Origin of the sequence: Escherichia sp. KCJ4928 (genome assembly GCF_004352695.1) — a bacterium.
Lineage (GTDB): Bacteria > Pseudomonadota > Gammaproteobacteria > Enterobacterales > Enterobacteriaceae > ECMA0423.
Map to the genome: position 1 here is coordinate 1 of NZ_SJWV01000021.1, position 20,935 is coordinate 20,935.

Genomic DNA, 20,935 nt, shown 5'->3' on the forward strand with positions numbered 1-20,935 from the left:
CGGTTTATCACCACTTTGGTAATAAAGAAAATTTGTTTATTGAAGTACTGGAATATACCTGGAACGATATTCGCGAAAAAGAGAGAGAGCTTGACATTTCAGGGCTTTCTCCGGTTATTGCGATCGAGAAAATAATTGATTTTACTTGGGATTATTACATCAATAATCCGTGGTTTTTAAAAATTGTCCATAGTGAAAACCAAAGTAAGGGTGTGCATTATAAAAAATCAAAACGCCTCGCTGAAATTAACCATGCACATTTGCAGTCAATGGCTTCGTTATTAGAAGAAGGGCAGCGACAGAAAACCTTTAAGAAAGATATTGATCCCTTACAAATCAATATTAATATCGCCGCACTGGGTGCATATTATTTAATAAACCAGTACACACTGGGGATGGTTTATCACATTAGCATGGTTTCACCTGAGGCTTTGGAAGCCAGACGCAGAGTGATCAAAGAGACCATCCTGAGCTGGCTTTTGGTGAACCCTGCCCGTGGGTAATCAGCGTGCGCGGATGAAATTACCATCAGGTTGGCGGGTGAACAGTACTTGCTGATTATTTCCCGTATCAATGGTTAAGCCGGTAACCACCCCATTCGCATTTTGACGGATTTTAACAATCTGACCATTTTGCAGGTTACTGAGCGGTTTATCCGCGCCCTCGACCTGGGCCATAGCGTACACATCTGTAGGCGGCAAATTATGGTCGCGGAACAGCTGGGCAAGGGTCTTGCCTGGTTCTACGCGATATGTCCGCCACTGTTGATCGATACCACTTTCCGGTTGGAAAGATTGTGTCTCTGCAACAGGTGGCTCTTCAGGTTGACCTTCCTGAATAGGTTCCGGCGCGACCGGGGCGACCTGATCCGGATCGTTTTGCGGCGTCACTAAATGTGCCTGTAGCTGTGCTTCACCTGGGGGGGGTGATTGCATATCTAACTGCGCTTCGCGGGTGACAACAGGCATCTGGCGTGTTTCATCTCCAGGCAGAAGAATACCGATAATCAGCACTATTGCCGCAATAATGATTCCCCGGCGATGCATCGGCGGCAACGGGTCCATGAGGCGAAAGTTATCTGGTGCGTGCCAGATTTTCACCAGAGTTGGTTTTAGTTCAAAGCGCCCAGGCATGGTTTTCCTCCAGCTCCGCGTCGTGTTCCTCAATCATAGCGCAGTAATAAGCTAACGCTATGATGTCCGTGGTATTACCGCTGTTTTTGTATTCATGCGAATTATCCCTATTGTTTCTGTTTCCCTGGGATTTGTCACTCATCCCGCGACAAAGTTTTACCAGAAGAAGCGTGGCTGATATCCTGCCCGCTACTTTATACCCTAAGAAAGGAAATACGATGACCACCCCAACTTTTGACACCATCGAAGCGCAAGCAAGCTACGGCATTGGTTTGCAGGTAGGGCAACAACTGAGTGAATCTGGCCTGGAAGGGCTGCTGCCAGAAGCACTGGTTGCAGGTATTGCCGATGCGCTGGAAGGCAAACATCCGGCTGTTCCGGTTGATGTGGTGCATCGCGCGCTGCGTGAAATCCACGAGCGCGCCGATGCCGTTCGTCGTCAGCGTTTCCAGGCGATGGCTGCTGAAGGTGTGAAATACCTGGAAGAAAACGCCAAAAAAGAAGGTGTGAATAGCACCGAATCTGGCCTGCAATTCCGCGTGATCAACCAGGGTGAAGGCGCAATTCCGGCACGTACCGACCGCGTTCGTGTTCATTACACCGGTAAACTGATCGACGGCACCGTGTTTGACAGCTCCGTTGCTCGTGGTGAACCCGCTGAATTTCCGGTTAATGGCGTGATCCCTGGCTGGATTGAAGCACTGACTCTGATGCCGGTAGGTTCTAAATGGGAACTGACTATCCCGCAGGAACTGGCATATGGCGAGCGCGGCGCAGGCGCATCCATCCCTCCGTTCAGCACCCTGGTGTTTGAAGTCGAACTGCTGGAAATCCTCTAATCAGCGCATTCTGTTCCCCTCGAACCAGAGGGGAGCAGGCATTCAGCAATAAACCCTTCAGTTTGCCAAACGGCGCTATTTTGTGTTGCAAAGACCCCGTAAGCGTGTATTTTTGTGAGCTGTTTCGCGTTATCACCGTGATATGACACTCACTTTAAACATAAAATTAACATTAGATCTAAATCTTAGTATTCATCCCGCGTATTGTTACCTAATATCGATGAGTCCCGATACAGATTCGTCGTATCATAGACTGACTAAAGGCCGTAGAGCCTGAACAACACAGACAGGTACAGGAAGAAAAAAACATGGTAGATCAGGTAAAAGTCGTTGCCGATGATCAGGCTCCGGCTGAACAGTCGCTACGGCGCAATCTCACAAACCGACATATTCAGCTTATTGCCATTGGCGGTGCCATTGGTACGGGGTTGTTTATGGGGTCTGGCAAAACGATTAGCCTTGCCGGGCCGTCGATCATTTTCGTTTATATGATCATTGGTTTTATGCTCTTTTTCGTGATGCGGGCAATGGGGGAATTGCTGCTTTCGAATCTGGAATACAAATCTTTTAGTGACTTCGCTTCCGATTTACTCGGGCCGTGGGCAGGATATTTCACTGGCTGGACTTACTGGTTCTGCTGGGTTGTAACCGGTATGGCAGACGTGGTGGCGATCACGGCTTATGCTCAGTTCTGGTTCCCCGATCTCTCCGACTGGGTCGCCTCGCTGGCGGTGATAGTGCTGCTGCTGACGCTCAACCTTGCCACCGTGAAAATGTTCGGTGAGATGGAGTTCTGGTTTGCGATGATCAAAATCGTCGCCATCGTGTCGCTGATTGTCGTCGGCCTGGTCATGGTGGCGATGCACTTTCAGTCACCGACCGGTGTGGAAGCGTCATTCGCGCATTTGTGGAATGACGGCGGCTGGTTCCCGAAAGGTTTAAGTGGCTTCTTTGCCGGATTCCAGATAGCGGTTTTCGCTTTCGTGGGGATTGAGCTGGTAGGTACAACAGCTGCGGAAACCAAAGATCCGGAGAAATCACTGCCACGCGCGATTAACTCCATTCCGATCCGTATCATTATGTTCTACGTCTTCGCGCTGATTGTGATTATGTCCGTGACGCCGTGGAGTTCGGTAGTCCCGGAGAAGAGCCCGTTTGTTGAACTGTTTGTGTTGGTAGGTTTGCCTGCGGCTGCCAGCGTGATCAACTTTGTGGTGCTGACCTCTGCGGCGTCTTCCGCTAACAGCGGCGTCTTCTCTACCAGCCGTATGCTGTTTGGTCTGGCGCAGGAAGGTGTGGCACCGAAAGCGTTCGCTAAACTTTCTAAGCGCGCAGTACCCGCGAAAGGGTTGACCTTCTCGTGTATCTGTCTGCTCGGCGGCGTGGTGATGCTGTATGTGAATCCCAGCGTGATTGGCGCGTTCACGATGATCACGACCGTTTCCGCGATTCTGTTTATGTTCGTCTGGACGATTATCCTTTGCTCGTACCTGGTGTACCGCAAACAGCGTCCTCATCTGCATGAGAAGTCGATCTATAAGATGCCGCTCGGCAAGCTGATGTGCTGGGTATGTATGGCGTTCTTTGTGTTCGTGGTCGTGTTGCTGACACTGGAAGATGACACTCGCCAGGCGCTGTTGGTCACCCCGCTGTGGTTTATCGCACTGGGGCTGGGCTGGTTGTTTATTGGTAAGAAGCGGGCTGCTGAACTGCGGAAATAACCGCATTATCATGCTGGATGGCGCAATGCCATCCAGCTTTTAGATTACTCACCCGCCAGCGCGCGTGGGAACAGTACATTGTTTTCCAGGCTGATGTGATCCATCAGGTCATCAATCAGTTCATTAATGCCGTTATACATCGCTTTCCAGGTGGTGCAGGCTTCTGGCGGCGGTGTGACGTTATTGGTAGTGTATTTGATCACTTCCAGCAGTTCGCCCGCTTCATCGTGCTCGCTTTCCATTACGCTGATTGGCCCCATTGCCTGGCTGCCCATGCCTTGTTTGATCATCGGGAAGAGGATCTGCTCTTCTTTCATCATGTGGCTGGAAAGCTCTTCATGCAGCATAGTCAGGTATTTTGTCAGCCCTTTTGGCACGCTCGGTTTGTCGGCGTGAACGCGCTCGACTTTAGTCGCTTGCAGGATCAGCTCCGGCAGCTGCTCGCGGTGACGATCGTGGTAGCGCACGATGATATGGTCAATGATTTCTGCCAGCGGGGCGCTACGCCAGTCTTTCTCAATCGGTTGTTCAGCAAGCTTTGCCAGTTCAGCTTCAATGACCTCAACATCCAGTTCTTTACGTGCCGCCGCGCGCGCCAGCGTCTGCTTACCGCCACAGCAGTAATCCATATCATATTTACGAAACAGAGCCGAAGCGCGAGGGATAGAGAGCGCCAGTTCACCTAAAGGTTGGTCGCGATAAGCCATAGCTGATACCTCATTCTTAATAAGATAAGATGTATTTTAAATGCATCTTTAAGGCAAAAGCTATAACCCTTACGTAGCAGAGGCTTATTTAACTCACTGCCAGCGTGTCAACTTTCTGAGACAGATTCAGTTAAAGGTTTTTCTGGTTTTGCTCTGACCGCAATGACCACGCCAATCACTAACAGCGCGATACCGCTCAGCGTCATTAGCGGCGGCATTTGCTGGCGGAGTAAAAAGGTGTACAGCAAACCTGCCAGCGTTTCGAAAACAATCAGCGGCCCGAGAATCACTGTCGGTAATCGCTGGCTGGCGACGTTCCAGCAGAGTGCGCCAACCCATGAGCAAAGCACGGCTATCGCAACCATCAGACTAATAAACACCAGCGGACGGGGGCCAAAAGGTAAGGAGAAGTCCGGCGTTTGTATATTCAGCCAGTAACAGGCGACGAGATAGCCGATGAGAGAAACCGGCAGCGTGACCAGCGCCTGCGCCGTCGCCCACATCATCGGATGTTTGTCGGGATTTTCCCGCAGCCAGCGGGCGTTGCGCAGGGCATACCATGCCCAGCAGACCACGGAAACTAACGCTAGCACGATGCCAGAGGTATAACGTGCCCAGTCAAAATCGGGGAGTCCGTGGTTTAACTCAGCAATATTCACACTCGCCAGGCCGATGCCAATACAAATCAGTGCCGGGGCGAGTTTTCCCCACGCGAGTTTGCCGTCGCGCTGGCTATAAAGCAGATTGGCAAAGACAGGAATGACCACCGGCAGGGTGCCGATAATCATCGTGGAAACAGGCGCGCCAGTACGTTGAATGGCACTGGCAAGGCAGAAGTAATAAATGAGGTTGCCCATCATAGTGAGCATCAAGGCGGTAAGCCAGTCCCGACGCGCCAACTGACGCAGACGCACGCGTCCCAGCCAGGCAATGGGCAGCGCAATTAACCCTAACGCCAGATAACGCCCCATCGACTGCAACATCGCCGGGTATTCCGGTACGATCAACGGCCCGACAAAAATAAGCCCCCACATCAACCCTGCTAACAGGGCGTACAGCACGCCGCTAATCATTACTGGCATCCATTGGTCTGTCAGAAGAAAGTTCAGGAAGCAGACATGATTGCTCCCGGCATCCCGTCATTATCAGAGAGGATGCGGGAGGATGCCACTTTAATTAACTAGTTATTAACATTAAAAAGATGGCTTACGCTTTCGGCCAACGTTGTCGTTGGGCGGCCAATCAATTTGCTAAGCGTTTTGCTGTTATCAAACAGACCACCTTTCGATGCGCCAACGTCAGAATCCGCCAGCATATCCGCCAGTCCGTCGGGCAGTCCGACGCTTTTCAGTGCCGCGGCGAAATCGGCTTCGCTCAGATTTTGATAGGTAACGGATTTTCCGCTCTGTTTGGTCAGCTCTGCCGCTAACTGTGTCAACGTCCAGGCACTATCGCCCGCCAGTTCGTAAACCTTGCCTTCGTGACCGGCTTCGCTAATCACGCGTGCCGCAGCTGCCGCATAATCTGCCCGCGTTGCTGAGGCGATTTTGCCATCGCCCGCCGCACCGATAAATACGCCGTGTTCCAGTGCTGCCGGGGCGCTGGCGAGGTAGTTTTCGGTGTACCAGCCGTTGCGCAGCAGGGTGTAAACGATGCCAGAATCAGCCAGCATTTTCTCCGTCTCGATGTGCTCATCGGCGAGGCCGAGCGGGGAGGTATCTGCATGTAGCAGGCTGGTATAAGCGATAAATTTCACGCCAGCCGCCTTTGCGGCATTAATAACATTACGATGCTGCGGGGCACGTTGACCCACTTCGCTGGAAGAGATCAGCAGTAGTTTTTCCACTCCCTGAAGTGCAGATGTCAGTGCGGCTTCATCGCCGTAGTCAGCCTGACGCACGGTAATGCCTTGTGCTGCCAGGGCCTGGGCTTTTGCCGGATTACGAACGATAGCCACTATTTGGCTGGCAGGAACCGTTTTCATCAAGGATTCAATAACATAGTGACCAAGTTGGCCAGTGGCACCAGTAATAGCGATCATGGGAAGTCTCCATCGTTTTGTCTTGTGTTTAAATACGCTAACACCTAAACTTACTTTTAGTAAGTACGTACAAAAAGGTAAGTATGAAATGAGTCAGGTTAGCCTGTCGCAACAACTGAAAGAGGGTAATCTCTTTGCGGAACAGTGCCCGTCGCGCGAGGTGTTGAAACACGTCACCAGCCGTTGGGGGGTATTGATTCTGGTGGCGCTACGCGAAGGTACTCATCGCTTTAGCGACCTGCGGCGCAAAATCGGTGGGGTGAGTGAAAAGATGCTTGCGCAGTCGTTACAGGCGTTAGAACAGGATGGTTTTCTTAACCGTATCGCGTATCCGGTGGTGCCGCCGCATGTGGAATACAGCCTCACGCCGCTGGGCGAGCAGGTGAGCGAAAAGGTTGCTGCACTGGCGGACTGGATTGAGTTGAATTTGCCCGAGGTGTTGGCGGTGCGGGATGAACGTGCGGCATAACTGCCGGATGCGCTGAGCTTATCTGGTCTACGGTGCATGGCTTGTAGGGCGGATAAGATGCGCCAGCATCGCATCCGCCAATAAATGCCGGATGCGGTTGATGATTTATAGGCCGAAAAAGAAGTGTTTTACTTACTCAAATCCACCTGATAAATCGCAAACCCGATATCATCGGTCGCGACTTTATTCATCGGATATTGCCCTTTCTCTTTAATAAACGCTGCGGCTTTATCTGACGGGGAAGTTTCGAAACGGATATCCAGTTTCTTATCGCCAGCAATCGGTGCTAAACGCCAGTTGTTATCTGCCGCCGGGTGAATTTCCCCCGCACGTTTCGACTCATCAGCAATCCACGCTGCCAGCACCGAGCGGTTCTCATCCGGTGAAGCAAAAGCGATATGGCTGTCGCCCGTACCGGCAAATTTGCCGCCGTAAGCGCGATAGTTATTGGTGGCAACGAGGAACATGGCGTTCGGATCAATCGGCTTGCCATTAAAGGTCAGGTTCTTAATCCTTTCCGTATTGGCATTAATCATCTGGCACTCGCCGTCATAACGGGCAGGCTGGGTAACATCAATCTGATAATTCACACCATCAATCACATCAAAGTTATAGGTGCGGAAACCATCCCAGTTGATGAGTGATTGCGGTTTCGTGCTGTTAGGATCAATCTGGTTAAACTGTCCGGCGGAGCACTCCAGCCACTCTTTCACCTCTTTACCGCTGGCTTTCACTACAATCAGCGTATTGGGGTAGAGATAAAGATCGGCGGCATTACGGAAGGTCAACTGGCCTTTTTCCACCTCCACATAGCTTGCCGGGTCATTTTTGCGACCACCAACTTTAAACGGTGCGGCAGCTGAAAGCACCGGCAGTTTTGCCAGATCCGGATCGCCCTGAATGTAATGTTCGACATACGCTTTTTGCGCGTTGTTCACTACTTGCACGGTCGGATCGTCCTGCACCAGCGCCAGATAGCTATACATATTGTCGGCAGATTTACCGATTGGCTTGCTGACGAACTGGCGTGTGGCATCGTGATCGGCTTTGAGTGTTTCTACCAGCTTGCTGTCTTCCGCCGCGAGGGATTTTTTATTGGCGATGTCGTAAATCGGCCGAGCTTCCGCTTTCGCCTGCGTCACCTGCCATTTACCGCTGTCATTACTGAGTTGTAAGTCGACCACACCAAGATGATCGCCCCACATGCCTGGCATTACCGCCGGAACACCATTCAGCGTGCCTTTCGCGATATCAGCTCCTTCGATATCAGCAAAATCTTTACTTGGGAAAACGGCGTGAGCATGGCCAAACATAATGGCGTCAACACCCGGAATTTCACTGAGATAATAAACTGAGTTTTCCGCCATCACTTTATACGGATCGGCAGACAGCCCGGAATGCGCCAGAACGACAACGAGATCGGCACCTTTCTCGCGCATTTCAGGCACGTATTTGCGCACGGTTTCGGTAATATCATTCACCGTCACTTTCCCGGATAAATTAGCTTTATCCCAGCCCATGATTTGCGGCGGTACGACGCCAATATAGCCAATCTTCAGCGTCTGTTTTTTTCCGTCTTTATCGACCACTTCGGTGTCTTTAATTAAATACGGTGTAAACATTGGCTGTTTGGTTCTGGCGTCAATGACGTTGGCATTTACATAAGGGAATTTCGCTCCCGCCAGCGCATTTTTCAGGTAATCCAGACCGTAGTTAAACTCATGGTTGCCAAGCGTGCCGACGGTATAGTCCAGCGTATTTAATGCCTTATACACTGGGTGAATATCACCTGCTTTTAATCCTTTCGCCGACATGTAATCTGCCAGCGGACTCCCCTGAATCAAATCGCCGTTATCGACCAGTACGCTATTTTTGACTTCATTGCGGGCATCGTTAATCAGGCTTGCGGTGCGTACCAGTCCGAACTTTTCCGTGGCGGTGTCTTTGTAATAATCGAAATCCATCATGTTGCTATGCAGATCAGTGGTTTCCATGATACGCAGATCGACCGTCGCTGCATTCACACTGGCGGCAATCAGCGTGGCCAGGAGCGTTGCGCTAAACTTAATCATCAGGGACATCCTTTTATTATCGGGAATACGAAAGAAAAGGGAGAATAAACGTCTTACTTATAGAACAGTGAAGAATGCCACAATTTTACGCTTTGAAAATGATGACACTATCACAGTTGGCGCATTCATTAACGATAGGGTATAAGTAAAACAATAAGTTAACACCGCTCACAGAGACGAGGTGGAGAAATGTTAGATCAAGTATGCCAGCTTGCACGGAATGCAGGCGATGCCATTATGCAGGTCTACGACGGGACGAAACCGATGGACGTCGTCAGCAAAGCGGACAATTCTCCGGTAACGGCAGCGGATATTGCCGCACACACCGTTATCATGGACGGTTTACGTACGCTGACACCGGATATTCCGGTCCTTTCTGAAGAAGATCCTCCCGGTTGGGAAGTCCGTCAGCACTGGCAGCGTTACTGGCTGGTAGACCCGCTGGATGGTACTAAAGAGTTTATTAAACGCAATGGCGAATTCACCGTTAACATTGCGCTCATTGACCATGGCAAACCGATTTTAGGTGTGGTGTATGCGCCGGTAATGAACGTAATGTACAGCGCGGCAGAAGGCAAGGCCTGGAAAGAAGAGTGCGGTGTGCGCAAGCAGATTCAGGTCCGCGATGCGCGCCCGCCGCTGGTGGTTATCAGCCGTTCCCATGCAGATGCGGAGCTGAAAGAGTATCTGCAACAGCTTGGCGAACATCAGACCACGTCCATCGGCTCTTCGCTGAAATTCTGCCTGGTGGCGGAAGGACAGGCGCAGCTGTACCCGCGCTTCGGACCAACGAATATTTGGGACACCGCCGCTGGACATGCTGTGGCCGCAGCTGCCGGAGCGCACGTTCACGACTGGCAGGGTAAACCGCTGGATTACACTCCGCGCGAGTCGTTCCTGAATCCGGGGTTCAGAGTGTCTATTTATTAATTAATTTATGCAGCAGGTCCATCACTTGCTGCACCTCTTCCTGAGTAAGCGCCCCGTCTTTGGCCCATTGCACGCGACCGTCTTTATCCAGCACCACTACAGCGGAACTTTTTTCATCCAGCTGCCAGGCACCGCGTGCGACGCCATTGCTATCAACAATAAACTGCGACCAGGGATAAAGCTTTTTATTACTCTCCAGACTGCTGCGCACAAACATCCCTGAACCCGGAATCGCGTCGTCGGTGTTAACAATAGTGGTGGTCTGGTAGCGATCGTGCGGTAACTTCGCTGATTTAATCGCTTCAATCAGCGTCGCGTTTTTCTCTTTTGCAGAGGTGCGACCAGCAATATGTTGCAGTACTCGCACTTTTCCCACTAACTGCGCGCTGTTCCAGGTTTTGTAGCTAAACTGATCTTTATCAAGCACCAACTCGCCTCGATCGGTAATGCCAATCGGCGGCACTCGCTGACCGGTTTCGAACTGATGTGCGGAAGCCATCATCGGCAACAGCAGGCAGGTGAGTGCCAGAATCTTGCGTAGGGTCATGGTGTTTCCTTCTTATGATATGCAGGTGATCCGACCACTTGGGTCTGAGTTTTAATCATATGTGCTATTTATCGAATTTCCCGCAAGTGTGATGCCAGTTTGCGGTCAAGCGCACAAATCATATGAAAAATGAATGCTTATACTGAAGACCGCGCTTCGGTAAAAAGATAATTCTGAATAATTGTAACCTTTAGGTAAAAAAAGTTATACGCGGTGGAAACATTGCCCGGATAGTCTATAGTCACTAGGCATTAAAATTTGCGCCTCATAATAGTTGGGCCGATTGTGGCACCGCACAGGCGTAATACTCAGCAGGAGATAACAATGAAAATTTTCCAACGGTACAACCCACTTCAGGTGGCGAAGTACGTAAAGATCCTGTTCCGTGGACGGTTATACATCAAGGACGTTGGCGCTTTTGAATTTGATAAGGGTAAGATTCTTATCCCAAAAGTGAAGGATAAGCTGCATTTGTCAGTGATGTCCGAAGTTAACCGTCAGGTTATGCGTCTGCAAACAGAGATGGCTTAACCAAAGTGCTATGCAGTAAAAAGTGCTATGCAGTAATAAGACGGCTCCTGATTCAGGAGCCGTTGATGTTTCTGGGGGTTACGCGACGCTTTCTTCTTTATCTTTAGCGTCAGGCAGTTTTGGCGAAAGGGCGGTGGCCTTGCTGTCGATCCGGGTCACCAGCAGCTGGTCGATGCGGTAGTTATCGATATCCACCACTTCAAATTTGTAGCCGGCGAATTTCACCGAATCGGTGCGTTTCGGGATCTTACGCAGCATAAACATCATAAAGCCGCCGATGGTTTCGTAGTTGCCCGACTGCGGGAACTCGTCAATATCCAGTACGCGCATGACGTCGTCAATCGGGGTGCCGCCGTCAATCAGCCATGAGTTCTCATCACGGGCGACAATCTGCTCTTCCAGCCCCTGACCGACCAGATCGCCCATCAGCGTGGTCATCACGTCATTGAGGGTGATGATCCCCACCACCAGCGCGTACTCGTTCATGATCACCGCGAAGTCTTCACCTGCGGTTTTAAAACTTTCCAACGCCTCTGAAAGGGTTAACGTATCCGGCACAATCAGCGTGTTGCGAATTTGTACGCCGCTGTTCAGTGCCAGGCTTTGGTTAGCCAGCACGCGGTTCAGCAGGTCTTTAGAATCGACATAACCGATGATGTGGTCAATATCTTCATTACAGACGAGGAACTTAGAGTGCGGATGTTCCGCCACCTTATTCTTCAGGCTTTGCTCATCTTCGTGGAGATCAAACCAAATCACGTTTTCACGCGGTGTCATTGAAGACGGAACGGTACGGGATTCCAGCTCAAAGACGTTTTCAATCAGCTCGTGTTCCTGTTTACGTAACACGCCCGCCAGCGCACCGGCTTCCACTACCGCGTAGATGTCATCAGAAGTGATGTCATCTTTACGTACCATTGGCAGTTTGAAAATACGGAAGATCATGTTCGCCAGGCCGTTGAAGAACCACACCAGCGGGGTGCAAACGTACAGGCAGAAGCGCATCGGGTTGATGATACGCAAAGCCACCGCTTCTGGCGCAATCATACCGATGCGTTTCGGGGTTAAATCCGCAAACAGGATAAACATGCCAGTCACTAACGAGAAAGAGAGAATAAAGCTCAGTTGCTCAGAGAGTTCTGCCGACATATAGCGGGAGAACAGGCTGTGAAAAGCTGGAGAAAATGCCGCATCACCGACGATACCGCCGAGAATCGCAACTGCGTTCAGACCGATTTGGACCACCGTAAAGAACATGCCGGGATTTTCCTGCATATTCAGAACGCGTTGGGCATTTATATTGCCTTCATCAGCCAGCAGTTTAAGTTTGATTTTGCGTGAGGCGGCAAGTGAGATCTCAGACATCGAGAAGAACGCACTTACAGCGATCAAGCAGAGTATGACTAAAATACTGTTTAACATATCTTATCCGACCTTTCAGGCCAGATCCTCGGAAGGGGAAGTTGATTAATTTGTGTGAAATACACATTGAAAGCCGATTCGAAGAAAGTGAACCGGCATTTTCAGTGGCTAGTATAGCGTAAGGTACTGTAAAGTCGCCAGAGGGTTAAAATTCAGACTGCTGATAAATGCAATACTGCCTGATGCGCTATGCCGATCAGGCCTACGCAGTCCCTGCAATATATTGAATTTGGACGATTTTGTAGGCCTGGTAAGGCATTCACGCCGCATCCGGCATAGACAAAGAGCACTTTATCAACAATCTACATTTGTACCCGTAACGCTATGCTTCCGGTGGCAGACAGACGCCAATTCCGCCAATTCCACAGTAACCATACGGGTTTTTATGCAGATATTGCTGGTGGTCATCTTCGGCATAATAAAACGGTGTGGCGTTAGCGATTTCCGTGGTGATGTGACGATCGTCATCGGCGGCAAGCATCGCCGCCTGAAAACGTTCCAGACTGGCGCGAGCTGCGGCATCCTGTTCTGGGGTCAGCGGATAAATCGCTGAACGATACTGCGTGCCGTGGTCATTGCCCTGACGCATTCCCTGGGCGGGATCGTGATTCTCCCAAAATACCTGTAGCAACTGCTCATAGCTGATGACGGAAGGATCGTAAACAATGCGTACCGCTTCGGCATGACCCGTATCACCGGAGCACACTTCCCGATAAGTCGGATTTGGCGTATAGCCTCCGGTATAGCCTGCGGCGGTGCTGTAAACGCCGGGTAACTGCCAGAACAGACGCTCCACTCCCCAGAAACAACCCATCGCAAAAATGGCAATCTCCATTCCGTCAGGTACATTGGTCATTGAGTGACCGTTGACCGCATGCAGCGTGGCTACGGGCATCGGGGTGTTACGTCCAGGCAGGGCATCGGCGGGGGAAACCAGATGCTTTTTATCAAATAAACTCATGGTGTCGCTCTCCCGAAAATCGGTCATTGGGGTTAAGGTTGTAACAAGAGGCGTATTTGCACACAATAACCACCGTGAATAGGTCTAAAGTAAAACATAAGAAATATTTGGGGTTTAGTCTGCTTTTTAATCCATATTACTGGATTTTTGTTAAGCCGTTTAACGGCGTTCCAGGGGCAGGAAAAAAGGATATTCAGGAGAAAATGTGCGCTATATCCGACAGTTATGCTGTGTAAGCTTACTCTGCTTAAGCGGATCTGCCGTCGCCGCGAACGTCCGTCTACAGGTCGAGGGGTTATCGGGACAGCTGGAAAAGAACGTTCGTGCGCAGCTTTCTACGATTGAAAGTGATGAAGTGACGCCAGACCGTCGCTTTCGCGCACGCGTCGATGATGCCATCCGCGAAGGTCTGAAAGCGCTGGGTTATTACCAGCCGACCATTGAATTTGATCTCCGTCCACCGCCAAAGAAAGGGCGGCAGGTATTGATCGCCAAAGTCACGCCAGGCGTGCCGGTGTTAATTGGCGGCACCGATGTGGTATTGCGCGGCGGCGCGCGGACCGATAAAGACTATTTGAAATTGCTCGATACTCGCCCGGCTATTGGCACGGTGCTGAACCAGGGCGATTATGAAAATTTCAAAAAGTCCTTAACCAGCATTGCGTTGCGTAAAGGTTATTTCGATAGCGAATTTACCAAAGCGCAGCTGGGCATTGCGCTCGGCCTGCATAAAGCCTTCTGGGATATTGATTATAACAGTGGCGAACGTTACCGCTTTGGGCATGTGACCTTTGAAGGATCACAAATCCGCGATGAATACCTGCAAAATCTGGTGCCGTTTAAAGAGGGCGATGAGTACGAATCGAAAGATCTGGCGGAACTGAACCGCCGACTTTCTGCTACCGGCTGGTTTAACTCGGTGGTGGTGGCTCCACAATTTGATAAAGCGCGCGAAACGAAAGTATTACCATTGACGGGCGTGGTTTCGCCGCGAACAGAAAACACCATCGAAACCGGGGTCGGTTACTCTACGGACGTGGGACCGCGCGTGAAAGCGACGTGGAAAAAACCGTGGATGAACTCATACGGTCACAGTCTGACCACCAGTACCAGTATTTCCGCGCCGGAACAGATCCTCGACTTCAGCTATAAAATGCCGCTGCTGAAGAATCCACTGGAACAATATTATTTGGTGCAGGGCGGTTTTAAGCGCACTGACCTGAACGATACCGAATCTGACTCCACTACGCTGGTGGCTTCTCGCTACTGGGATCTCTCCAGCGGCTGGCAGCGTGCCATTAACCTGCGCTGGAGTCTCGACCACTTTACCCAGGGTGAAATTACCAACACCACGATGCTGTTTTATCCTGGGGTGATGATTAGCCGCACGCGTTCTCGTGGTGGCCTGATGCCAACCTGGGCCGACTCGCAACGCTACTCTATCGACTACTCCAACACTGCCTGGGGCTCAGATGTCGATTTCTCCGTTTTCCAGGCACAAAACGTCTGGATCCGCACACTGTACGATCGCCATCGTTTTGTGACACGCGGCACGCTGGGCTGGATTGAAACCGGTGATTTCGACAAAGTACCGCCGGATCTGCGTTTTTTCGCCGGGGGCGACCGCAGTATTCGTGGCTACAAATACAAATCTATCGCTCCGAAATACGCCAACGGTGACCTGAAAGGGGCCTCGAAGTTGATAACCGGATCGCTGGAGTACCAGTACAACGTGACCGGAAAATGGTGGGGCGCGGTGTTTGTCGATAGTGGCGAAGCGGTAAGCGATATTCGCCGCAGCGACTTTAAAACCGGTACCGGGGTCGGCGTACGCTGGGAATCGCCGGTCGGGCCAATCAAACTCGATTTTGCCGTACCGGTCGCGGATAAAGACGAACACGGGTTACAGTTTTACATCGGTCTGGGGCCAGAATTATGAGTTTATGGAAAAAAATCAGCCTCGGCGTGGTTATCGTTATCTTACTGTTGCTGGGATCGGTGGCGTTTCTGGTGGGCACCACCAGCGGCCTGCATCTTGTATTTAAAGCGGCGGATCGCTGGGTGCCAGGACTGGATATTGGCAAGGTCACCGGCGGCTGGCGCGATCTCACCTTGTCTGACGTTCGTTATGAGCAGCCAGGCGTGGCGGTAAAAGCGGGTAATCTGCATCTGGCGGTCGGTCTTGAGTGCCTGTGGAACAGTAGCGTTTGTATTAATGACCTGGCGCTGAAAGACATTCAGGTCAACATCGACAGTAAAAAAATGCCTCCTTCTGAACAGGTTGAAGAAGAGGAAGATAGCGGTCCGCTGGATCTCTCCACGCCGTATCCCATCACCCTGACACGGGTGGCGCTGGATAACGTCAACATCAAGATTGATGACACCACGGTGTCGGTGATGGACTTCACCTCCGGCCTGAACTGGCAGGAAAAAACCCTGACCCTGAAACCGACGTCGCTGAAAGGCCTGCTGATTGCTCTGCCGAAAGTGGCGGAAGTGGCGCAGGAAGAAGTGGTCGAACCGAAAATTGAAAATCCGCAGCCGGAGGAAAAGCCGCTCGGCGAAACGCTGAAAGATCTCTTTTCTCGCCCGGTATTGCCGGAAATGACCGACTTGCATTTGCCGCTTAACCTGAACATTGAAGAGTTTAAAGGCGAGCAGTTACGCGTGACGGGCGACACGGACATCACCGTGCGCACCATGCTGCTGAAAGTGAGCAGCATTGACGGCAATACTAAACTGGACGCCCTGGATATCGATTCCAGTCAAGGGATCGTCAACGCCAGCGGCACGGCGCAGCTGTCAGACAACTGGCCGGTGGATATCACCCTCAACAGCACACTGAACGTGGAGCCGTTGAAAGGTGAAAAAGTGAAGCTAAAAGTGGGCGGCGCGCTGCGCGAACAGCTGGAGATTGGCGTTAATCTTTCCGGTCCGGTGGATATGGATTTACGCGCCCAGACGCGACTGGCGGAAGCCGGATTGCCGCTCAACGTGGAAGTGAACAGCAAACAGCTTTACTGGCCGTTCACTGGTGAGAAGCAGTATCAGGCGGATGATCTGAAACTGAAACTTACCGGCAAAATGACCGATTACACGCTCTCTATGCGTACGGCAGTGAAGGGACAGGAGATCCCGCCAGCCACCATTACCCTTGATGCCAAAGGTAATGAACAGCAGGTCAATCTCGACAAACTCACCGTCGCGGCGCTGGAAGGGAAAACTGAACTCAAGGCGTTGCTCGACTGGCAGCAGGCCATTAGTTGGCGCGGTGAGCTAACGCTTAATGGCATTAACACCGCCAAAGAGTTCCCGGAGTGGCCGTCGAAACTCAATGGCTTGATTAAAACCCGCGGTAGCCTGTACGGCGGCACCTGGCAGATGGAGGTGCCAGAACTGAAGCTGACCGGTAACGTCAAACAGAACAAAGTGAACGTTGACGGCACGCTGAAAGGCAACAGTTATATGCAGTGGATGATCCCTGGGCTTCATCTGGAACTCGGGCCAAACAGTGCCGAAGTGAAAGGCGAGCTGGGGGTAAAAGATCTCAATCTTGATGCCACCATCAACGCGCCGGGGCTGGATAACGCGCTGCCGGGGCTTGGCGGTACAGCGAAAGGGCTGGTGAAAGTACGCGGCACGGTGGAAGCGCCACAACTACTGGCAGATATCACCGCGCGCGGCCTGCGCTGGCAGGAACTTTCCGTGGCGCAGGTTCGCGTGGAAGGCGACATTAAATCCACCGATCAGATCGCCGGGAAACTCGACGTACGCGTTGAGCAAATTTCGCAGCCGGATGTAAATATCAACCTCGTCACCCTGAATGCCAAAGGCAGCGAAAAGCAGCACGAGCTACAGTTGCGGATTCAGGGCGAGCCTGTCTCCGGGCAGCTTAATCTGGCAGGAAGTTTTGATCGCAAAGAAGAACGCTGGAAGGGAACTCTTAGCAATACCCGCTTCCAGACGCCGGTCGGCCCGTGGTCGCTGACCCGCGATATTGCGCTGGATTACCGCAATAAGGAGCAAAAAATCAGCATCGGGCCACACTGCTGGCTTAACCCGAATGCGGAACTGTGCGTGCCGCAAACTATCGATGCGGGGGCCGAAGGGCGTGCGGTGGTGAATCTCAACCGCTTCGACCTCGCCATGCTGAAACCGTTTATGCCAGAAACCACTCAGGCCAGCGGTATCTTCACGGGTAAAGCGGATGTTGCCTGGGACACCACGAAAGAGGGGCTGCCGCAGGGCAGTATCACCCTTTCGGGGCGTAACGTGCAGGTAACGCAAACCGTCAACGATGCGGCGCTGCCGGTGGCGTTTCAGACACTGAATCTGACGGCGGAATTGCGTAACAACCGTGCCGAATTGGGCTGGACCATCCGCCTGACCAATAACGGCCAGTTTGATGGACAGGTGCAGGTGACCGATCCGCAAGGCCGCCGTAATCTTGGTGGCAACGTCAATATCCGTAACTTCAACCTTGCGATGATAAACCCAATCTTTACCCGTGGGGAAAAAGCAGCGGGGATGGTGAGTGCCAACTTGCGTCTGGGTGGTGATGTGCAAAGCCCGCAGTTGTTTGGTCAGCTTCAGGTTACGGGTGTGGATATCGACGGCAACTTTATGCCGTTTGATATGCAACCGAGCCAGCTTGCGGTCAACTTTAACGGTATGCGCTCGACGCTTGCCGGTACAGTACGGACCCAGCAGGGTGAAATCTACCTGAACGGTGATGCCGACTGGAGCCAAATTGAAAACTGGCGGGCACGAGTAACGGCGAAAGGCAGTAAAGTGCGGATCACCGTGCCGCCGATGGTACGAATGGATGTATCGCCAGATGTTGTATTCGAGGCTACACCAAACCTGTTTACCCTCGATGGTCGCGTGGATGTCCCTTGGGCGCGCATCGTGGTGCACGATCTGCCGGAAAGCGCAGTAGGCGTCTCCAGCGATGTGGTGATGCTTAACGATAACCTGCAACCGGAAGAGCCGAAAACGGCGTCGATTCCGATTAACAGTAACCTGATTGTCCACGTTGGCAATAATGTGCGCATTGACGCCTTTGGCCTGAAAGCGCGGCTGACGGGCGATCTTAACGTCGTTCAGGACAAACAAGGGCTGGGCCTGAACGGGCAGATCAACATCCCTGAAGGGCGCTTCCATGCCTATGGTCAGGATCTGATTGTGCGTAAGGGTGAGTTACTGTTCTCTGGTCCGCCGGATCAACCGTATCTTAATATTGAAGCTATTCGTAACCCGGATGCTACAGAAGACGACGTAATCGCCGGAGTTCGCGTCACTGGTCTGGCGGACGAACCGAAAGCGGAGATCTTCTCTGACCCGGCGATGTCGCAACAAGCTGCATTGTCTTATTTGCTACGTGGACAAGGGCTGGAGAGCGATCAGAGCGACAGTGCGGCAATGACCTCGATGCTGATTGGTCTGGGGGTTGCGCAAAGTGGCCAGATTGTGGGTAAAATCGGCGAGACGTTTGGCGTAAGCAATTTAGCGCTCGACACCCAGGGAGTAGGCGACTCCTCCCAGGTGGTGGTCAGCGGCTATGTATTGCCAGGTCTGCAAGTGAAATACGGCGTGGGTATATTTGACTCTATAGCAACACTCACGTTACGTTATCGCCTGATGCCTAAGCTATATCTGGAAGCCGTGTCTGGTGTAGACCAGGCACTGGATTTGCTCTATCAGTTCGAGTTTTAGCAATGCGAATATTTGTCTACGGCAGTTTACGCCACAAACAAGGCAACAGTCACTGGATGACCAATGCCCAGTTACTGGGCGATTTCAGTATCGATAACTACCAGTTGTATAGCCTGGGCCACTATCCAGGCGCAGTTCCGGGGAACGGAACAGTACACGGTGAAGTTTATCGTATTGACAACGCCACGCTGGCCGAACTTGATGCCTTGCGCACCAGGGGCGGTGAATACGCGCGCCAGTTGATTCAGACGCCGTACGGGAGTGCATGGATGTACGTTTATCAACGACCCGTCGATGGATTAAAGCTAATTGAAAGCGGCGACTGGTTAGACAGGGATAAGTAACCATATGCATACGCCACCTTCGGGTGGCGTTGTTTTTTGCGAGACGACTCGCATTCTGTTTTGTAATTCCCTCACCCTTTGCTTTTCTCTCCGAGCCGCTTTCCATATCTGTTAACGCATAAAAAACTCTGCTGGCGTTCACAAATGCGCAGGGGTAAAACGTTTCCTGTAGCACCGGGAGTTATACTTTGTATAACTTAAGGAGGTGCAGATGCGTATTACCATAAAAAGATGGGGGAACAGTGCAGGTATGGTCATTCCCAATATCGTAATGAAAGAACTTAACTTACAGCCGGGGCAGAGCGTGGAGGCGCAAGTGAGCAACAATCAACTGATTCTGACACCCATCTCCAGGCGCTACTCGCTTGATGAACTGCTGGCACAGTGTGACATGAACGCCGCGGAACTTAGCGAGCAGGATGTCTGGGGTAAATCCACCCCTGCGGGTGACGAAATATGGTAAAGAAAAGTGAATTTGAACGGGGAGACATTGTGCTGGTTGGCTTTGATCCAGCAAGCGGCCATGAACAGCAAGGTGCTGGTCGACCTGCGCTTGTGCTCTCCGTTCAAGCCTTTAATCAACTGGGAATGACGCTGGTGGCCCCCATTACGCAGGGCGGAAATTTTGCCCGTTATGCCGGATTTAGCGTTCCTTTACATTGCGAAGAAGGCGATGTGCACGGCGTGGTGCTTGTGAATCAGGTGCGGATGATGGATCTACGCGCCCGGCTGGCAAAGCGTATTGGTCTGGCTGCGGATGAGGTGGTGGAAGAGGCGTTATTACGCTTGCAGGCGGTGGTGGAATAAGGTGTGTTTATTTATCGCGGGCATAAAAAAACCCTTACTAACCGAAGCCCGGTGTTCAGGGTTATTGCGCCAGAAGAACTTATTTATTCTTTGCGCGCTCGAAGGAGGCAACGATTTCAGCTTTAGCGGCTTCTGCGTTTTCCCAACCTTCAACTTTCACCCACTTGCCTTTTTCGAGGTCTTTGTAGTGCTCGAAGAAGTGAGCGATCTGCGCTTTCAGCAGCTCTGGCAGATCGTTAACGTCTTTAATGTGATCGTATTCTTTGCTCAGCTTGGTGTGCGGAACAGCAATCAGTTTCGCATCTTCACCGGCTTCGTCGGTCATTTTCAGAACGCCAACCGGACGGCAACGGATCACAGAACCCGGCTGCAGCGGGTACGGAGTCGGGACCAGTACGTCAACCGGGTCACCGTCCAGAGACAGGGTGTGGTTGATGTAACCGTAGTTGCACGGATAGAACATCGCGGTGGACATGAAGCGGTCAACGAACAGTGCGCCGCTCTCTTTGTCGATTTCGTATTTGATCGGATCTGCGTTAGCCGGGATCTCAATAACCACGTAGATGTCTTCCGGCAGATCTTTACCCGCAGGGACGTTGAGTAAGCTCATGTCTGTTTCCTTTAAAAATATGTGGCAAACAAGTGCCGAGTATTATAGCCAACTCGCGCCGAATGTCTTCGCTTGTTTTCGTCTTC

Annotated in this window: 20 protein-coding genes; 11 read left to right on the forward strand and 9 right to left on the reverse strand. The window is 51.6% G+C overall.

Annotated features, from left to right (window positions below; translation table 11 throughout):
* Positions 1-503, forward strand: a 503-nt coding sequence (locus E0D98_RS05450) for a TetR/AcrR family transcriptional regulator (protein WP_131890549.1), incomplete at its 5' end; no start/stop codon positions are given.
* On the opposite strand, the gene E0D98_RS05455 is transcribed toward E0D98_RS05450, so the two are convergent.
* On the reverse strand, positions 504-1,133 hold the full coding sequence (locus E0D98_RS05455) for an OapA family protein (protein ID WP_001119492.1): 630 nt from the start codon (positions 1,131-1,133) through the stop codon (positions 504-506). It lies immediately after the preceding gene.
* Between the two features lie 218 nt (positions 1,134-1,351).
* Between E0D98_RS05455 and fklB the strand changes: the two genes are divergently transcribed.
* Positions 1,352-1,972, forward strand: a complete 621-nt coding sequence (fklB, locus tag E0D98_RS05460; RefSeq protein WP_000211225.1) for an FKBP-type peptidyl-prolyl cis-trans isomerase — start codon at positions 1,352-1,354, stop codon at positions 1,970-1,972.
* Between the two features lie 308 nt (positions 1,973-2,280).
* A complete protein-coding gene (gene cycA, locus E0D98_RS05465; protein ID WP_000228346.1) occupies positions 2,281-3,693 on the forward strand; it encodes a D-serine/D-alanine/glycine transporter in 1,413 nt (470 codons plus the stop codon).
* Positions 3,694-3,737: 44 nt separating this feature from the next.
* Here cycA and ytfE read toward each other — a convergent pair whose 3' ends face one another.
* The 3 genes from ytfE to qorB all read right to left on the reverse strand — a co-directional run bounded on the left by ytfE (position 3,738) and on the right by qorB (position 6,441).
* Complete coding sequence (gene ytfE, locus E0D98_RS05470; protein WP_050877179.1) at positions 3,738-4,400, reverse strand: iron-sulfur cluster repair protein YtfE; 663 nt, start codon at positions 4,398-4,400, stop codon at positions 3,738-3,740.
* 107 nt (positions 4,401-4,507) lie between these two features.
* Complete coding sequence (locus tag E0D98_RS05475) at positions 4,508-5,473, reverse strand: DMT family transporter (RefSeq protein ID WP_001296686.1); 966 nt, start codon at positions 5,471-5,473, stop codon at positions 4,508-4,510.
* Between the two features lie 107 nt (positions 5,474-5,580).
* Positions 5,581-6,441 (reverse strand): NAD(P)H:quinone oxidoreductase, encoded by an 861-nt coding sequence (gene qorB, locus E0D98_RS05480; RefSeq protein ID WP_000560563.1) that lies wholly within the window; start codon positions 6,439-6,441, stop codon positions 5,581-5,583.
* A gap of 88 nt (positions 6,442-6,529) precedes the next feature.
* On the opposite strand from qorB, the gene E0D98_RS05485 reads away from it, so the two are divergent.
* Entirely contained in the window at positions 6,530-6,910 is a 381-nt protein-coding gene (locus E0D98_RS05485; RefSeq protein WP_000084622.1) for a helix-turn-helix domain-containing protein, read from the forward strand.
* A 128-nt stretch (positions 6,911-7,038) separates the two neighbouring features.
* On the opposite strand, the gene cpdB is transcribed toward E0D98_RS05485, so the two are convergent.
* On the reverse strand, positions 7,039-8,982 hold the full coding sequence (gene cpdB, locus E0D98_RS05490; protein WP_050877178.1) for a 2',3'-cyclic-nucleotide 2'-phosphodiesterase: 1,944 nt from the start codon (positions 8,980-8,982) through the stop codon (positions 7,039-7,041).
* A 189-nt stretch (positions 8,983-9,171) separates the two neighbouring features.
* Here cpdB and cysQ point away from each other — a divergent pair, with 189 nt between their 5' ends.
* Positions 9,172-9,912 carry a 3'(2'),5'-bisphosphate nucleotidase CysQ gene (cysQ, locus tag E0D98_RS05495; RefSeq protein WP_000886909.1) on the forward strand — a complete coding sequence of 247 codons (741 nt, stop codon included), beginning with the start codon at positions 9,172-9,174 and terminating at the stop codon, positions 9,910-9,912.
* Here cysQ and E0D98_RS05500 read toward each other — a convergent pair.
* Positions 9,902-10,459: a YtfJ family protein gene (locus E0D98_RS05500; RefSeq protein WP_000175289.1), complete on the reverse strand. Its 558-nt coding sequence runs from the start codon at positions 10,457-10,459 to the stop codon at positions 9,902-9,904. The genes cysQ and E0D98_RS05500 overlap by 11 nt on opposite strands.
* A gap of 324 nt (positions 10,460-10,783) precedes the next feature.
* On the opposite strand from E0D98_RS05500, the gene E0D98_RS05505 reads away from it, so the two are divergent.
* A complete protein-coding gene (locus E0D98_RS05505; RefSeq protein ID WP_000689228.1) occupies positions 10,784-10,990 on the forward strand; it encodes a DUF1107 domain-containing protein in 207 nt (68 codons plus the stop codon).
* A 78-nt stretch (positions 10,991-11,068) separates the two neighbouring features.
* Here E0D98_RS05505 and E0D98_RS05510 read toward each other — a convergent pair whose 3' ends face one another.
* Both E0D98_RS05510 and msrA read right to left on the reverse strand, forming a co-directional pair.
* The gene (locus E0D98_RS05510; protein WP_000935042.1) at positions 11,069-12,412 is read right to left on the reverse strand and encodes a hemolysin family protein; all 1,344 of its coding nucleotides are present in this window, start codon (positions 12,410-12,412) and stop codon (positions 11,069-11,071) included.
* Positions 12,413-12,734: 322 nt separating this feature from the next.
* Entirely contained in the window at positions 12,735-13,373 is a 639-nt protein-coding gene (msrA, locus tag E0D98_RS05515; RefSeq protein WP_001295196.1) for a peptide-methionine (S)-S-oxide reductase MsrA, read from the reverse strand.
* Positions 13,374-13,578: 205 nt separating this feature from the next.
* On the opposite strand from msrA, the gene tamA reads away from it, so the two are divergent.
* The 5 genes from tamA to chpB all read left to right on the forward strand — a co-directional run bounded on the left by tamA (position 13,579) and on the right by chpB (position 20,239).
* Positions 13,579-15,312, forward strand: a complete 1,734-nt coding sequence (gene tamA / locus E0D98_RS05520) for an autotransporter assembly complex protein TamA (RefSeq protein WP_050877177.1) — start codon at positions 13,579-13,581, stop codon at positions 15,310-15,312.
* Positions 15,309-19,088, forward strand: coding sequence for an autotransporter assembly complex protein TamB (gene tamB / locus E0D98_RS05525; protein WP_000060927.1), 3,780 nt, complete (start codon positions 15,309-15,311; stop codon positions 19,086-19,088). Before tamA ends, tamB begins: the two co-directional genes overlap by 4 nt.
* Before the next feature lie 2 nt (positions 19,089-19,090).
* The gene (locus E0D98_RS05530; protein ID WP_001219160.1) at positions 19,091-19,432 is read left to right on the forward strand and encodes a gamma-glutamylcyclotransferase; all 342 of its coding nucleotides are present in this window, start codon (positions 19,091-19,093) and stop codon (positions 19,430-19,432) included.
* A gap of 211 nt (positions 19,433-19,643) precedes the next feature.
* Complete coding sequence (gene chpS, locus E0D98_RS05535; protein ID WP_001223208.1) at positions 19,644-19,895, forward strand: type II toxin-antitoxin system antitoxin ChpS; 252 nt, start codon at positions 19,644-19,646, stop codon at positions 19,893-19,895.
* Positions 19,889-20,239 carry an endoribonuclease toxin ChpB gene (chpB, locus tag E0D98_RS05540; protein WP_000239579.1) on the forward strand — a complete coding sequence of 117 codons (351 nt, stop codon included), beginning with the start codon at positions 19,889-19,891 and terminating at the stop codon, positions 20,237-20,239. Before chpS ends, chpB begins: the two co-directional genes overlap by 7 nt.
* A gap of 79 nt (positions 20,240-20,318) precedes the next feature.
* Here chpB and ppa read toward each other — a convergent pair whose 3' ends face one another.
* A complete protein-coding gene (gene ppa / locus E0D98_RS05545; protein ID WP_000055072.1) occupies positions 20,319-20,849 on the reverse strand; it encodes an inorganic diphosphatase in 531 nt (176 codons plus the stop codon).
* Positions 20,850-20,935: the final 86 nt, after the last annotated feature.